The organism is Streptomyces sp. NPDC059169 (assembly GCF_042755225.1).
In the GTDB taxonomy this organism is placed as follows: domain Bacteria; phylum Actinomycetota; class Actinomycetes; order Streptomycetales; family Streptomycetaceae; genus Streptomyces.
Window position 1 is genome coordinate 810,755 of record NZ_JBHZCF010000001.1, and the last position, 14,728, is coordinate 825,482.

The following is a 14,728-nucleotide window of genomic DNA, read 5'->3' on the forward strand; positions in this document are numbered from 1 at the left end:
TAGCTAGACGGTCAGACCTCGAACGATCAGATCGAGCAGCGCACACACGAACAGGGCAATCCCGATGAAGCCGTTGACGGTGAAGAACGCCCGGTTCAGTCGGGACAGGTCGTGCGGCCGCACGATCGTGTGCTCGTAGACGAACGCCACGGCGACGGTCGCCAGCCCCAGCCAGAAGAACGTCCCGGCACCGGTGGCCAGCGCGTACCAGACGAGGAGGCCCATGGTCACCGCGTGGCAGGCCCGCGCCCCCCACAGGGCCGCGGGAACTCCGAAGCGGGCCGGGACCGACAACACGCCCTGCGCCCGGTCCGCCTGGACGTCCTGACACGCGAAGATCAGATCGAAGCCACCGATCCAGACACCGACCGCGAGGCCCAGGACCACCGCGTCCCAGGACCAGGTTCCGGTGACCGCGATCCACGCCCCGACCGGGCCCATGGCCTGGGCGATGCCCAGGATCGCGTGCGGGAAGTTCGTGAACCGCTTCCCGTACGGATAGACCACCATCGGCACGACCGCGACCGGCGCGAGCGCGAGGCACAGCGGGTTCAGCAGCGCAGCCGCACCGAGGAAGACCACCAGGGCGACGCCCGACCCGGTCCAGGCGGAACGCACCGACACGGCCCCCGTGACGATCTCCCGCCCCGCCGTGCGGGGGTTGCGGGCGTCGATCTCACGATCGATGATCCGGTTGCAGGCCATCGCGAAGGTCCGCAGGCCCACCATCGCGAGGGTCACGAGCAGCAACGTGCCCCAGTGGACCGTGCCGTCCAGCTGGAACATCGCGGTGAGCGAGGCGATGTAGGCGAACGGCAGCGCGAAGACCGAGTGCTCGATCATCACCAGCCGCAGGAACGCCCTGGTCCGGCCGGGCCCCGCAACCGCCGCTGCGGACGCGCTCACAGGCCGTACTCCTTCCAGCGACGGTCGACCAGGGCCGCCGTGGCCGGGTCCGACTCGACCATGTCCGGCCATCCGCCGTCACGCGTGTAGCCCTCCTCGGGCCACTTCCTCGTCGCGTCGATGCCTGCCTTGCCGCCCCAGAACTGCTGGTAGGAAGCGTGGTCCAGATGGTCCACCGGTCCTTCGACCACCGTCAGGTCGCGGGCGTAGTCCGTGTTGCCAAGTGCACGCCAGGACACCTCGTGCAGATCGTGGACGTCGCAGTCGGAGTCGACGACCACGACCAGCTTGCTCAGCGACAACATGTGGGCGCCCCAGATGGCGTGCATGACCTTCTGCGCGTGCTTCGGGTACTTCTTGTCGATCGAGACGATCACGCAATTGTGGAAACCGCCGGACTCCGGGAGGTGGTAGTCCACGATGTCCGGCACGATGATCTTGAGGAGGGGCAGGAAGAAGCGCTCCGTCGCGCGGCCGAGCGGGCCGTCCTCCGTGGGCGGCCTGCCCACCACGATCGACTGGAGCAGTGGCCGCTTGCGCATCGTGACGCAGTCGACGGTGAGGGCGGGGAAGTCCTCCTGCGGCGTGTAGAAACCGGTGTGGTCGCCGAACGGCCCCTCGGGGAGCGTCTTCCCGGGCTCCAGCCAGCCCTCCACCACGACCTCCGCCTGCGCCGGGACCTGCAGCGGCACCGTCTTGCAGTCGACCATCTCGATCCGCTTGCCCTGCACGAAGCCCGCGAAGAGGTACTCGTCGATGTCACCGGGCAACGGGGCCGTCGAGGCGTAGGTCACCGCCGGCGGGCAGCCGAAGGCGATCGCGACCGGCAGTCGCTCTCCGCGGCGTGCGGCCACCTGGTAGTGGTTGCGGCTGTCCTTGTGGATCTGCCAGTGCATGCCGATGGTGCGCTTGTCGTGACGCTGCAGGCGGTAGAGGCCGAGGTTGCGGACGCCGGTCTCGGGGTCCTTGGTGTGGGTGAGGCCCAGGTTGAAGAAGGAGCCGCCGTCCTTGGGCCAGGTGAACAGCGCGGGCAGCAGGTCGAGATCGACGTCGTCGCCGCGCAGGACCACCTCCTGCACCGGGGCGTCCTTCACCTTCTTCGGCGGCACGTGTGCCATCGAACCCAGCTTCCCGAAGGCCTCGCGCACACCGACGAAGCCGTGCGGAAGCTCGGGCTTCAGCAGCCCGCCGATCTTCGCGCTGATCTCGTCGTACGACTTCAGGCCCAGCGACTTGAGCAGCCGGCGGTCGGTGCCGTACACGTTCATCGCGAGCGGCATCGAGGAACCGCGCACGTTCTCGAAGAGCAGCGCCGGGCCCCCGGACTTCTGGACCCGGTCGACGATCTCCCCGACCTCCAGGTGCGGGTCGACTTCGGCCTTGATGCGCTTGAGGTCGCCCTCGCGCTCCAGGGCGCGGAGCAGCGAGCGAAGATCGTCATAAGCCATACGCCCCAGTATCTGTCACCGACTACCCTGGACCCGTCACCGGGGCCTTCCGCGGGCCCTCCGTCGCTTCCCGGGGGGATGCGCTCCGCAATGCTCAGGTACCTGCCGTTCATCCTGATCCTGGCGCTGACGATCTACGCCTTCATCGACTGCCTGAACACCTCCGAGGACGAGGTCAAGCACCTGCCCAAGGTCGTCTGGGTGATCATCATCCTGCTGTTCTCCATCGTCGGCCCGGTCGTCTGGCTGGCCGCCGGCAAAGCGCGGCGCGGCGCGGCGGGCGGGGCTGCCCCCGCCCCGTGGCAGCGCAACCGTCGCACGGCGTGGGTCGCACCCGACGACAACCCCGAATTCCTCGCCTCGCTCAAGGATCGGAAGGACAAGGACGAGGAACTCCTCAAGGACTGGGAGGCGGACCTGCGCCGCCGCGAGGAGGAGCTGAAGCGACGCGAGCAGGGCGGCGACCCCGACAGCTCCTCCTGACGGGCCCACGAGGCCGGGGAGCGGGCCCGGCACTGGAGCGTGACGTCATGGACCTCTTCGACCGGGAACAGGACCGGCGGTGGCTGGGCACCGCGGTTGCCGAGGCGCGAGCGGGCCTCGCGGAGGGCGGCATCCCCATCGGGGCGGCGCTGTACGGGCCGGACGGCACGGTCCTCGGCCGTGGCCGCAACCGCCGGGTCCAGGACGACGATCCGTCGGTGCACGCCGAAACGGCGGCGTTCCGTGCGGCAGGACGTCGGAGGTCGTACCGCCGGACGACGATGGTGACGACGCTCTCCCCCTGCTGGTACTGCTCCGGCCTCGTCCGCCAGTTCGCCATCCCCAGGGTCGTCATCGGCGAGGCACGGACCTTCCCCGGAGCCCACGGCTGGCTCGCCGCGCACGGCGTGGAGGTCGTCGTCCTGGACGACCCCGAGTGCACGGCCCTGATGCACGACTTCATCGGCAAGCACCCCGACCTGTGGAGTGAGGACATCGGCGATGGCGACTGACCGCGTTCCCGTGATCCCCGTGATCGACCTGGGCGGCTGGCTCGACGGGGATCCCGAGGCCAGGGCCCGTACCGCGGCCACCGTGGACGGCGCGCTGCGCAACGCCGGATTCCTGCTGGTCACCGGCCACGGCGTGGATCCGCGGCTGCGTCGGGAGATCCGGACGCTGGCCCGCGGGTTCTTCCGGCTGCCGCCCGCCGCCAAGGAGCCGTACGCGGTTCGGGTCGGAGAACGCGGCTGGCTGGGGCCCGGCGCCGAGGCGAACGGCTACGCGGAGGGCACGCAGACGCCGCCCGACCTGAAGGAGTCGCTGTCGTTCGCCGCGGACGAGCCGACCGGTGACCGCGCGGTGGATGCCGAGTGGTTCCTGCCGAACACCTGGCCCACCGAGGTCCCGGCACTGCGACCGGCGGTGGAGGCGTACCTCGCGCAGATGCGGACGCTCTCGGACCGGCTTCTGGAACTGCTCGGCATCGCCCTGGGAGGACCCGGGGACTTCTTCACCCGGCACACCCGCCATCCGACGTGGGGCTTCAACATCAACTGGTACCCGGGGCGGAACGTCGTCGGCGAGCCGCAGCCGGGCCAGTTCCGGATCGGTCCGCACACCGACTTCGGTACGGTCACCGTGCTCGACCGGCAGACCGGTAGGGGCGGGCTCCAGGTCTTCACGGACGAGGGCGGCTGGGAGGACGCTCCGTACGTGCAGGACGCACTCACGGTCAACATCGGGGACCTCATGGCCCGCTGGACGGACGGCCGCTGGTGCTCCGGGCGCCACCGGGTGCTGCCGCCGCCCGCGGCCGCTCCGGCGGAGGAGCTGATCTCGCTGGTGTACTTCTACGAGTGCGATCCGGGGACGGACGTGCGCGGCACGGACTCGCACCGCTACCTGCGGGCCCAGCTGGACGCGATCAGGGCCGGCTGACGTACTCCTCGCGCAGCTCCCGGAAGCGGTCCGGCGTCCAGGCGGCCCAGGCCGCCCCGTCCGTGGGGTGCCCGTCGAGCGCCCGGGCGAGGTACTCGAAATGCTGGTGCCAGCCCGCCAGGTTGTCGAGGCTCTGCTCGTCGGTGCCGGTGAACTCGTTGGTGAAGCGCAGGACCGTCGCGAGGGAGTCCGCCGGTGCGGGCTCCATGTGGAAGCGGATCCGGCCGTACACCTCGACGGTGTACTCGGCGACCGACTCCATGTCCCACGCCGTCACCCGTCCGGAGACCGCGGTCGGCTCCTCCCCGGGTGCCGCGTTCAGCCAGCGGAGCTGTACGGAGCCGCCCAAATGGGTCTCCAACAGGTCGGCAGCGGCGAGCCACTGGGGCAGTCCTTCGGGCGTGGCCACGGCGGACCAGACGCGCACCACGGGGTGCGGCAGCAGGAACAGGAAGTGCAGCACGTGGGTGTCGCCGTCGCGCGTCTCGCTGGTGCCGTGGGGGATCGCTTCCGTCATGGCACCAGCTTTGCCCGGCGGCGCCGGGAACGCGACCTCAGACCCCCGCGTACGAGTGGAGGCTGTTCACGAAGATGTTGACGCCGTAGTAGTTGAAGAGGAAGCAGCCGAAGGCGATCAGCGCGATGTACGCCGCCTTGCGGCCCTTCCAGCCCGCCGTCGCGCGCGCGTGCAGGTACGCGGCGTACGCCACCCAGGTGATGAAGGACCACACTTCCTTGGCGTCCCAGCCCCAATAGCGGCCCCAGGCGTCGCCGGCCCAGATCGCTCCGGCGATGATCGTGAACGTCCACAGCGGGAACACCGCGGCGTTGATGCGGTAGGAGAACTTGTCCAGGCTGGCGGCGGACGGGAGACGCTCCAGAACCGACCGGGCGAAGCCTCCCGGGTTGCCGCCGTTCGCCAGCTTGTTCTCGTAGGAGTCGCGGAACAGGTACAGCAGGGTGCCGACGGCACCCAGGTAGAACACCGCGCCGCAGAAGATCGCCGTGGACACGTGGATCCACAGCCAGTAGGAGTGCAGCGCAGGGACCAGCTGGTCGCTCTCGGTGTAGAGCCACGTGACGGCGATGCCGAGGTCGAGCAGGACGGTGGTGACCAGCGGCAGCCCGATCCAGCGGACGTTCTTCTTCGCGACCAGGAAGCCGAGGTACGCGGCCACCACCATGGTGGAGAACGTGGTGGAGAACTCGTACATGTTGCCCCAGGGGGCGCGCTGGACCGACAGGGCGCGGGCGACGACACCCGCGGCCTCCACCAGGAAGGCCAGGACCGTCAGCGAGACCGCGATCCGGCCGTAGACGTCACCCTGCTGGTCACCGGCGGCGGCGCCGGGGCCGTCCGGCACGTCCCGGGCGCCGGCCGCGGACCGCGTGACGATCTCCGGCCGGTTCAGGACGGCCGTGCCGCCGCCCTTCTGTGCGACGCGGACCTGCGGGGCGGCAGCGGCCCCCGCCCCGGCGGTGAGCGCGGCGGCGGTCCGGCCGACCTTGCTGCGGCTGCCGAGTACCCACTCGGCGATGTGCGCCAGGAAGGCCAGGGTGTACACGGCCATCGCCGAGTAGATCAGCACGTTGCTGAACTGAGCGAGGCTCTCGTTGGTGGCGGCGGCGAGGATCACTTCTCAGCCCCTCGGGAGGTGGGTTCGTTCGGTTCGGACGCCGTCGGCGCCTGGGCGTGCAGGGTTTCGGCCAGGGAGGCCAGTTCTTCGGGGAGCCTGGCGGACTCGCTCCGCCCCAGCCCCGCCATCTCGACGACGGTCAGACCGTCCTCCCCCCGCACGGCCCGCACCCAGACCCGGCGGCGCTGGATGAACAGCGAGCCCGCCAGTCCGGCGATCGCGGCGATCGCGCCCGAGAGCGCCAGGCCGTTGCCCGGCTGCTGGGAGATCTTGAAGCTGGCCCACTCCTTGATCTCCTTCTCGAAGGTGATCGAGCCGGCCCCGCCGGGCAGCGTCATCGTCTCGCCCGGCATCAGCGACTTCTTGAACACCTGGCCGGACGCGTCCTTGAACGGCGTCATCTTCCGGGTGTCCAACTGGTACACGTTCTGCGGGACACCACCGTTGACGCGCAGGTCTCCGTGGTAGGCGCTCAGGTTGAGGACAGGGAAGACCAGGGCCGGGAACTGGGAGAACATCTGCCCCTTGCCCTTGCCCGCGTACGTCGGGACGAAGAAGGCAGGAAAGCCCAGCTGGTCCTTCTTGCCGTTCTTGTCCCGGTATCCATCCATCACCTTGATGACACCGGTGGAGGTGATGTTGTTGTCGACCGGCAGCAGCGGTACGGCCTGCCGGGAGACGACCTGCCCCCTGCCGTCGCGCACCGTGACGACCGGTGCGTAGCCGTGCGAGATCAGGTAGACCTTGGAACCGTCCACCTCCAAGGGCTCGTTGACCCGGATGACGGACTTCCGGTCCTTGCCCTCGGCCCCCTCGGCATAGGTCACCGCGGCCTCGAAGGTGCGTGGCGTTCCCCGCTGCGGCCCGCCCGTCTCGTACGTCGCGGTGAACTTGTCCAGGGAGAAGCTGAACGGAACCAGGTCGTCGACGCTGAACATCGACCCGGACTTGAAGTCGTCGTACTGGGGCAGGGTGTTCGCGAAGCCGTCACCCTCAACGATCAACTTGCCGCCCTCCGACTTGAACAGCTGTCCGGCGGCGAACGCCACGAGCATCACGATGAGCGCGACGTGGAAGAGCAGATTGCCCACTTCACGGAAGTAGCCCTTCTCAGCAGCGACCGCCCCACCGGCGGTGTGCGCACGGAACCGGCGCTTCCGCAGCATCGCCAGCGCGGCCTCGCGCACCGCCTCCGGAGCGGCCTCGGTGCGCCAGGTCGCGTACACGGGCAGTCGGGTGAGCCGCTTGGGCGCGCCCGGGGGTCGGCCTCGTAGCTGGCCGACGAACTGCCAGGTGCGGGGCACGATGCAGCCGATGAGCGAGACGAACAGCAGGAGGTAGATCGCCGAGAACCAGACCGAGCTGTAGACGTCGAACAGCTGGAGCTTCTCGAAGACCGGCGTCCAGAACTCGTTGTTCGCCTTCCAGGTGCGGACCTTCAACTCGTCCACGCTGTTCTGCGGGATGAGGGAGCCCGGGATCGCCCCGAGGGAGAGCATGAAGAGCAGGATCAGCGCGACCCTCATCGACGTCAGCTGCCGCCAGAACCAGCGCACCCAGCCGACCGTCTCCCGGAGCGTCCAAGCGAGCGCCCCGGCGGCACCGGGCGCCCGCGAGCCGCCGAAGGAGCCGGGCACGGACTTCTCCTGCGGCGCCGTGGACAGCTGTTCACCGGCCGTGGCGAGCTCGCCGTGATCGACGGGCTCCGGGTCGGTGGTGCTCCCCGTCGTGTCAGTCCTGCTCATGGATCAGATCCCCACCTGGAAACCGCTGGCCCAGCCCTGCATGTCCTGGACGAGGATGTCCCACGCACCTGTGAGCAGCAGCAGACCGGTGACGACCATCATGCCGCCGCCGATGCGCATCACCCACGCGTAGTGCAGCTTCACCCAGCCGAACGCGCCCAGCGCCTTGCGGAAGGCGACGGCGGCGAGGATGAACGGCAGACCGAGACCGAAGCAGTAGGCGACCGAGAGCAGGGCGCCGCGGCCGGCGCTGGCTTCGCTGGTGGCGAGCCCGTTGACGACGGTGAGCGTCGGGCCGATGCACGGGGTCCAGCCGATCCCGAAGAGCGCACCCAGCAGCGGCGCCCCCACCAAGCCCGTCACCGGGCGTTTGTGGAACCGGAACTCCCGCTGGGTGAACCAGGGCATCAGCCCCATGAAGAAGATCCCCATGAGGATCATCAGTACGCCGAGGACCGTGGTGAGCACCTCCCGGTGCTCGGCCAGGGTCCAGCCGAAGAAGCCGAAGAGCGCTCCGCCAGAGACGAAGACGGCCGAGAAGCCGAGGACGAAGAGCGACGCCCCGGCGGCCATCCTGCCCCGCTTGGCCTCGGCGAGATCGGTACCCGCCACGCCGGTCACGTAACTGAGGTAGCCCGGAACCAGGGGCAGCACACACGGTGAGAAGAAGGAGACGAGCCCCCCGAGCACGGCGATGGGCAGCGCGAGCAGCAGCGCTCCGCTGATGAGCGTGTCGTTCACCGGGCAGCCCTCCACCGGCCGCCGCCCCTGGCAAGGCCGCGCATCACTTCTCCGCGACCAGCGGGTCGATCATGGAGTGCAGCTGCTTGTCGTCGAGCGCCGTCAGCGCGCGGGCTGCGATCTTCCCCTCGCGGTCGACGACGACCGTGGACGGAATGCCCTGCAGGCTGAGGCTGCCCTTGGGGAACTTCAGGCCCATCTTGCCGCTCGGGTCGTGGAAGCTCGGGTAGCCGACCTGGAATTCCTTCTCGAAGGCGAGCGCCGGGCCGGTCTGCGGGTCGCGGGTGTTGATCCCGACGAACTCCACGCCCTTGCTCTTGGTCTCCTTCGCGACCTTGGTGAGGTAGGGCGCCTCGGCTCGACAGGGCGCGCACCACGAGCCCCAGAGGTTCAGCACGATGATCTTGCCCTTGTAGTCGGCGAGGCTGAGCGGCTTGCCCGAGAGGTCCTTGCCGCTCAGCACGGGGGCGTCCACGCGCTTGCCCTTGGCCACGGTCGAGATACCACCGTTGCTGGCCACGAAGTTGGTGTCGCCACCACCACCGGACTTGCCGGTCGTGCCGCCACTGCACGCCGACAGCGTGAGTGCGGCCGCCAGTACTGCGACACCGATGGCCGGCAAGGTGACTCGGGGGGCGCGGATAAGGCTCATGTGAAAAGTTTCGCATGAGCCTTCTGGGGATCTTCCGCGCCCCCCCGGGTGCCCGTAACGCCCGGTGTCAAGGACGATTAAGCAGTGGCCTTGAGGAAGGTCTTCCAACCGCCCGCGGGGGACTGGCCGACCTCCAGCGTGCGCAGCTGCGTGAGGATCTTCGGATCCTGGACGTCGATCCAGTCGCAGAACTGACGGAAGGACACGAGCCGCACGTCCTTCTTTCCCGCCATCCCCTTCAGGGCCTCCTCGACGGCGTCCATGTATATCCCGCCGTTCCACTGCTCGAAGTGGTTGCCGATGAAGAACGGTGCGCGATTCGACTCGTAGGCGCGCGTGAATCCCTTGAGGTACGACTCGGTCGCCTGCTTGCGCCAACCCGGATAACGGGAAGGCATGCCCTTCGTCGAATTCTGCGACTGGTTGGCGAGGATGTTGTAGTCCATGGACAGCACCTCGAAGGAGTGCCCGGGGAACGGCATGGCCTGCAGTGGCAGGTCCCAGACGCCGTCCCGCTTCTCCGGCCACTTCTGCCGACCGCCGGGTGAGCTCGCGTCATATCGCCAACCGAGCTTCTTCGCGGTCGGGAGGAGCTTCTCCTGACCCAGCAGGCACGGCGTACGGCCGCCGACGAGTTCCTTGTGGTAGTCGAACGGCAGTGGATCGAGGTCCCTCCAGCCGGTGTTCGTCTTCCACTGGGTGACGAAGGACACAGCCTGGTCGATCTCGTTCTGCCACTGGGCGGGGGTCCAATTGCCCACCGAACCGGACCCGCTGCAGAAGTGCCCGTTGAAGTGCGTGCCTATCTCGTGGCCGTCGAGCCAGGCCTGCCGGACGTACTTCAGCGTCTCCTTGATGTGCGGGTCGGTGAGATAGCCGATGTCGGACGCGCCGACCGGATTGTTCGGCGGCTTGTAGAGGGTCTTCTTCGCCTCGGGCAGCAGATAGAGCCCGGACAGGAAGAAGGTCATCGCCGCACCGTGGCTCTTGGCGAGTTCCAGGAAGCGTGGGAAGAGGCCGTTACCGACCTCACCCGCCCCGTCCCAGGAGAAGACCACGAATTGCGGCGGGGTCTGCCCCGGTTCGAGCGGGACCGGCTTCTCCGGCTGCTTCGGCTGCTTTCCCGTGTCGGCGGTCGAGCCGTCACCTATGAGGCGGACCGGCTTCTCGTCAGAGCCGGACCCTTCGCCCCCGCCGCCACTGCCGGCACTTGCCTTGCCCCCTGTGTCGTTGCTTGAGTCGGGGCCGCAGCCGGCGATTCCGATCGCCGCTGCGGCACCGAGTCCTGCTCCCAACATGCTCCGTCGGCTGATGTTGCGCATACCGCCGTCCCCGATTCCATCGCGTTCACTGCCGCCGTACAACCAGAGGGTTAGATGGCGCGCGCAACGCGAAGGTTCCAGGGACTAGCACAAAAAATGAATCGCTACCAGGGAGTCATGCGCCAAATGCCTTCGACTTTCCCTTCACCGGCTTGGCCCCGGCGAGGAGATGAGCGGGGACGAGGTCCCGAGCGGGCTCCGAGTAGCCGACCGAGACGATCTTGTCGCCGACGTAGGTGAAGCTCGTCAACGACGCGAGGGTGCACTGCCGGCGCCTCGGGTCGTGCCAGAGCCTGCGCCGCTCCACGTAACTGCGCACGATCCAGATCGGCAGTTGGTGGCTGACCAGGACGGCCTCGTGCCCGCGGGCGGCGTCGCGCGCCGCGTCCAGCGCGCCCATCATCCGCACCACCTGGTCGAGATACGGCTCGCCCCAGGACGGCCGGAACGGGTTGGTCAGGTGCTTCCAGTTGCTCGGCTTGCGCAGCGCACCGTCACCCACTCCGAAGGTCTTGCCCTCGAAGACGTTCGCCGCCTCGATCAGCCGCTCGTCGGTGCCCAGGTCGAGCCCGTGCGACTTGGCGATGGGGGTCGCCGTTTCCTGGGCCCGCTCCAGCGGGGAGGACACGACGTGAGTGATGTCACGTTCCGCCAGGTGCTCGGCCACCCGATCGGCCATCTGCCTGCCGAGATCGGACAGGTGGTACCCCGGTCGGCGCCCGTACAGCACCCCGTCGGGATTGTGCACTTCCCCGTGCCGCATGAGATGGACGACCGTCTTTTCCGTACTGGTCATGCGACGGCCTCCGCAGCGGCGCGAGCGGCCGCGGGCAGTGCGGCGGCGATCCGTGCGATCGCCGCGTCGTCGTGGGCGGTCGACACGAACCAGGATTCGAAGGCGGACGGCGGGAGGTAGACGCCCTGAGAGAGCATCGAGTGGAAGAAGGCGTTGAAGCGGAAGGCTTCCTGCTGCTTCGCCTGCTCGTAGTCACGGACCTCGCGGTCGGTGAAGAAGATCGAGAACATGTTCGAGGCGGTCTGGAGCCGGTGCGCCACGCCCTCCTTCGACAGGGCCTCGGTCACGAGGTCCCGGACCTGCTCGGCAGCCCGGTCGACCTTCGCGTAGGCGGCGTCGTCGAGCAGCCGCAGCTGGGCGAGGCCCGCGGCGGTCGCGATCGGGTTCCCGGAGAGGGTGCCGGCCTGGTAGACCGGCCCGGCCGGAGCGAGGTGGCCCATGACGTCGGCACGGCCGCCGAACGCCGCGGCCGGGAAGCCGCCACCCATGACCTTGCCGAACGTCAGCAGGTCGGGGACGACGCCGTCGACGCCGAACCAGCCGGACCTGCTGGTGCGGAAACCGGTCATCACCTCGTCGGAGATGTACAACGCGCCGTTCGCGGCACACGCGTCCTTGAGCCCCTGGTTGAAGCCGGGCAGCGGCGGGACCACGCCCATGTTGCCCGGCGACGCCTCCGTGATCACACAGGCGATCTCGCCCGGGTGCGCCCGGAAGGCGGCGCGCACCGCGTCCAGGTCGTTGTACGGCAGGACGATCGTCTCGCCCGCCTGGGCGCCCGTGACACCAGGGGTGTCCGGCAGGCCGAAGGTCGCCACGCCGGAACCCGCCGCGGCGAGCAGCGCGTCCACGTGTCCGTGGTAGCAGCCCGCGAACTTGATCACCTTGGCGCGCCCGGTGAACCCGCGGGCCAGCCGGATCGCGGACATCGTCGCCTCCGTACCGGAGGAGACGAGCCTCACCTGCTCGACGGGGGCGACCCGGGCCACGATCTCCTCGGCGAGCGCGACTTCGCCCTCACCCGGCGTGCCGAACGAGGTACCGCGGGCGACGGCCTCCTGGACGGCGGCGACGACCTCGGGGTGGGCGTGCCCGAGGATCATCGGACCCCAGGAGCACACGAGGTCGACGTAACTGCGCCCGTCGGCGTCCGTCAGGTACGGACCCGAACCGGACACCATGAACCGGGGCGTACCGCCCACGGCACGAAAAGCGCGGACAGGAGAGTTCACGCCGCCGGGCGTCACGAGGGACGCGCGGTCGAAAAGCGTCTGCGAAACTGGGGCGTCATAGGGAAAGCTCACGGAATCCATGGTGTCAGAGGCCCGGACGGATCTGCGGACAGGTGTTTCACTGCACGTTCGTGGGGGAGGTCACTGTCACGATGATCGGGTTGCGCGGCAGGGCTGTGCGTCCTAAAAGCAGTCGGGTGGAGATATGCATCGCGGTGGCGGACTGGGCGAGGGAACCGATGACCTGGGTCCCGAGCCTGCCCGACGGGGGAGGCACCGGCGGCACGAGGCTGACGAGCCCATGGCAGGCAAGGGCGGCAGCCCGTTGGGGGGCGGCAGCCCCATGGGGGTGACCTACAAGTACTTCGGCGCCCCGGACGGTGCCACGGCGGCCCGCGTGCCGATCTCGATGCGCCCGGAGGAGCTCGGCGGTGACGAGCTCGGCATGGGCGGCATGTTCACCAAGATCAAGCCAGAAACGATAGCCGCCATGGTCCTCACGGGGATCCAGGGCATGCCCCTGCACAGGGTGCCGCCCCTGGAGCTGGTGGTGCTCCACCCCGACTACGCGGTGGTGAAGCTGCCCATGACCGTGGTCGACCCCCTGCGCGGCATCGGCGACGAGTCGGTGGGCGCGGCGGCGTTCATCTGGTCGACGGTCCCGGACAGGGGCGGCCCGCGAGATGCGTTCAACGTCTACCAGCTGCTGCACGAGTGGCAGGATTTCAGCCATCGTCTGCACGAGGCGGGGCATCAGCCGTACTGCCTGGTGTGGCCCTGAGCTGGTTTTCACTGGTAGCGGGCGGGATTTCGGGGCCCCGCCCTCGTCAACGCACCGGGAGCGGCCGGCAGGCGCCCGCCTCTTCGCGTCGACGAGGCGGCGGAGGCGGTGTGCCGGACGGGAACGTCCCGCCGTGGCAGGGCCGCGGGCCCGGCTGCAAGCGGTGTCGGCCGGCTGGTCCTGATCACGGCGATGGAGTGGGCCTTCTCTGCCTCGACCAGCCAGGAGGCGTTCGCCGTGTCCGAGCGCGGCGCGTCGAAGGTGACGGCGGCGTCGGCCGACTCCAGCGACGCCGGCAGTGGCCGGACCTGCGTGGTCTCCTTCGTCGTGGCACCGACCTCGGCCTGGGTGAGGGGCACGGCGCGGCCGTGGGTACCCGCGGAGAGCAGGTGCCTTCACGCCGAGGTGAGACGGCCGACCCTGGAGCGCTGTGCCGTCGACGGCGATGACGCGCCGCCGCCCGACTGCGGACGTTGTCACAGCGGGCGCGGTGGCTGACGGCGCGGTGCCGATCGGCAGGGTGGGCCTTCGCGGCCCGGTCCAGGGCGTCGCGCCAACGGCAGGATTCCGGGCGTTCGATCGACTCGGCAGCTGAATCCGGAGAACCGTTCACCCGCCATACCCGCCATACCCGCCAACGTGACGACAGCGTCCGGGGATTGTGGCAGCGTGATGAACGGAGTGACGATCCGGGGGCTGGCCCCCGGATCCGCTGCGGCTCAGATCCCTCCGTACTCCTTCACCACGCGTCTGGCCTGGGCGAAGAGCATGCCCACATTGACCGACTTGCGGCATACCGCGACAGCGACGACGTCCTGGCTGTTGTTCATCCGGATGAACAGGTGGGTGAGGTTTTCACTGTTCACCAGGATTTCCTGGAAGTAGTGGTGATCGTTCTGGACTCCTCGTCGCTCCTTGAAGACGTCCTCGATCATCAGCACCGTGCGTCCCTGGAACAGGTCCAGCGTCGCGCCCGCGAGCAGGTCCAAGACCTCCGTGGGGTGGGTGTCGACGGTCTCGTAGGACAGGAGCATGCCGGTTGCCATGTCGACGACACCTGCCGCGACACAGTCGGGCGTCTCGGCTCTCAGAGCCTTCACCAGAGCCATGATCTGGTCTGAGAACCCCGTGATGCGCTTCGTGGCCATGTTCGTCACTTCCCTTCGGAGAGGATGGCTCCGATGCGCTTCAGCATCGGCTGGGATTCCCGGTGCAGCCGTTCGACGTCGAGCCCTTCGTCGCCGACGATCACCATCAGGGCCGTGTCCCCCACCGCGTACACCGCGGCGCAGCCCTTGCTCCCGCAAGCCACCGTGCGCTGCAGGGCCCCGCGGCCCGTGGCCGCCGCCGTACGCTGGGCAATGCCCATCTTGGCCGCGGCGAGCGCGGCGAGTCCGTTCGGTTCGATGTTGTCCTCCGTGTCGGCCGCGATGAGCAGTCCGTCCACGGCGGCGATGACCGTATCGGTGATTCCTGATATCTGGTCGCGAAGTTCCTTCAGCTCACCGGCCAACGCCTCGTGATCCATTCACATACCTCCTCGCA

Annotated in this window: 17 protein-coding genes; 4 read left to right on the plus strand and 13 right to left on the minus strand. The window is 68.8% G+C overall.

The window, feature by feature from the left end:
* Positions 1–3: 3 nt before the first annotated feature.
* Positions 4–906: a menaquinone biosynthesis prenyltransferase MqnP gene (mqnP, locus tag ACFXOM_RS03670; protein WP_384940857.1), complete on the minus strand. Its 903-nt coding sequence runs from the start codon at positions 904–906 to the stop codon at positions 4–6.
* Positions 903–2,354, minus strand: coding sequence for a menaquinone biosynthesis decarboxylase (locus ACFXOM_RS03675; RefSeq protein ID WP_384940859.1), 1,452 nt, complete (start codon positions 2,352–2,354; stop codon positions 903–905). Before ACFXOM_RS03675 ends, mqnP begins: the two co-directional genes overlap by 4 nt.
* 90 nt (positions 2,355–2,444) lie before the next feature.
* On the opposite strand from ACFXOM_RS03675, the gene ACFXOM_RS03680 reads away from it, so the two are divergent.
* The 3 genes from ACFXOM_RS03680 to ACFXOM_RS03690 are packed head-to-tail and all read left to right on the plus strand — an operon-like array spanning position 2,445 to position 4,277.
* Positions 2,445–2,837 (plus strand): PLD nuclease N-terminal domain-containing protein, encoded by a 393-nt coding sequence (locus ACFXOM_RS03680; protein WP_384940861.1) that lies wholly within the window; start codon positions 2,445–2,447, stop codon positions 2,835–2,837.
* A gap of 47 nt (positions 2,838–2,884) precedes the next feature.
* Positions 2,885–3,349: a nucleoside deaminase gene (locus tag ACFXOM_RS03685; protein ID WP_384940863.1), complete on the plus strand. Its 465-nt coding sequence runs from the start codon at positions 2,885–2,887 to the stop codon at positions 3,347–3,349.
* On the plus strand, positions 3,339–4,277 hold the full coding sequence (locus tag ACFXOM_RS03690; protein WP_384940865.1) for an isopenicillin N synthase family dioxygenase: 939 nt from the start codon (positions 3,339–3,341) through the stop codon (positions 4,275–4,277). The genes ACFXOM_RS03685 and ACFXOM_RS03690 overlap by 11 nt, the downstream gene beginning before the upstream one ends.
* On the opposite strand, the gene ACFXOM_RS03695 is transcribed toward ACFXOM_RS03690, so the two are convergent.
* The 8 genes from ACFXOM_RS03695 to hemL form a co-directional block, all read right to left on the minus strand.
* Complete coding sequence (locus ACFXOM_RS03695) at positions 4,264–4,794, minus strand: SRPBCC domain-containing protein (protein WP_384940867.1); 531 nt, start codon at positions 4,792–4,794, stop codon at positions 4,264–4,266. The two genes, ACFXOM_RS03690 and ACFXOM_RS03695, sit on opposite strands and share 14 nt — an antisense overlap.
* 37 nt (positions 4,795–4,831) lie before the next feature.
* Positions 4,832–5,914: a c-type cytochrome biogenesis protein CcsB gene (gene ccsB, locus ACFXOM_RS03700; RefSeq protein WP_384940869.1), complete on the minus strand. Its 1,083-nt coding sequence runs from the start codon at positions 5,912–5,914 to the stop codon at positions 4,832–4,834.
* Entirely contained in the window at positions 5,911–7,659 is a 1,749-nt protein-coding gene (locus ACFXOM_RS03705; protein ID WP_384940871.1) for a cytochrome c biogenesis protein ResB, read from the minus strand. The genes ccsB and ACFXOM_RS03705 overlap by 4 nt, the downstream gene beginning before the upstream one ends.
* 3 nt (positions 7,660–7,662) lie before the next feature.
* Positions 7,663–8,400, minus strand: coding sequence for a cytochrome c biogenesis CcdA family protein (locus tag ACFXOM_RS03710; protein ID WP_384940873.1), 738 nt, complete (start codon positions 8,398–8,400; stop codon positions 7,663–7,665).
* Between the two features lie 43 nt (positions 8,401–8,443).
* Positions 8,444–9,052, minus strand: a complete 609-nt coding sequence (locus ACFXOM_RS03715) for a TlpA family protein disulfide reductase (protein WP_384940875.1) — start codon at positions 9,050–9,052, stop codon at positions 8,444–8,446.
* 77 nt (positions 9,053–9,129) lie between these two features.
* Positions 9,130–10,374: a hypothetical protein gene (locus tag ACFXOM_RS03720; RefSeq protein ID WP_384948168.1), complete on the minus strand. Its 1,245-nt coding sequence runs from the start codon at positions 10,372–10,374 to the stop codon at positions 9,130–9,132.
* Between the two features lie 115 nt (positions 10,375–10,489).
* Positions 10,490–11,170 (minus strand): histidine phosphatase family protein, encoded by a 681-nt coding sequence (locus ACFXOM_RS03725; RefSeq protein WP_384940879.1) that lies wholly within the window; start codon positions 11,168–11,170, stop codon positions 10,490–10,492.
* Positions 11,167–12,483 (minus strand): glutamate-1-semialdehyde 2,1-aminomutase, encoded by a 1,317-nt coding sequence (gene hemL, locus ACFXOM_RS03730; RefSeq protein ID WP_384948165.1) that lies wholly within the window; start codon positions 12,481–12,483, stop codon positions 11,167–11,169. The genes ACFXOM_RS03725 and hemL overlap by 4 nt, the downstream gene beginning before the upstream one ends.
* A 124-nt stretch (positions 12,484–12,607) precedes the next feature.
* Here hemL and ACFXOM_RS03735 point away from each other — a divergent pair, with 124 nt between their 5' ends.
* Positions 12,608–13,183 carry a hypothetical protein gene (locus tag ACFXOM_RS03735; RefSeq protein WP_384940883.1) on the plus strand — a complete coding sequence of 192 codons (576 nt, stop codon included), beginning with the start codon at positions 12,608–12,610 and terminating at the stop codon, positions 13,181–13,183.
* A gap of 8 nt (positions 13,184–13,191) precedes the next feature.
* Here the strand turns inward: ACFXOM_RS03735 and ACFXOM_RS03740 are convergent, their stop codons facing one another.
* The 3 genes from ACFXOM_RS03740 to ACFXOM_RS03750 form a co-directional block, all read right to left on the minus strand.
* Positions 13,192–13,542: a hypothetical protein gene (locus tag ACFXOM_RS03740; RefSeq protein ID WP_384948162.1), complete on the minus strand. Its 351-nt coding sequence runs from the start codon at positions 13,540–13,542 to the stop codon at positions 13,192–13,194.
* A 360-nt stretch (positions 13,543–13,902) separates the two neighbouring features.
* Positions 13,903–14,331 (minus strand): hypothetical protein, encoded by a 429-nt coding sequence (locus tag ACFXOM_RS03745; protein ID WP_384940899.1) that lies wholly within the window; start codon positions 14,329–14,331, stop codon positions 13,903–13,905.
* Positions 14,332–14,336: 5 nt separating this feature from the next.
* Entirely contained in the window at positions 14,337–14,711 is a 375-nt protein-coding gene (locus ACFXOM_RS03750) for a roadblock/LC7 domain-containing protein (protein WP_384940901.1), read from the minus strand.
* Positions 14,712–14,728: the final 17 nt, after the last annotated feature.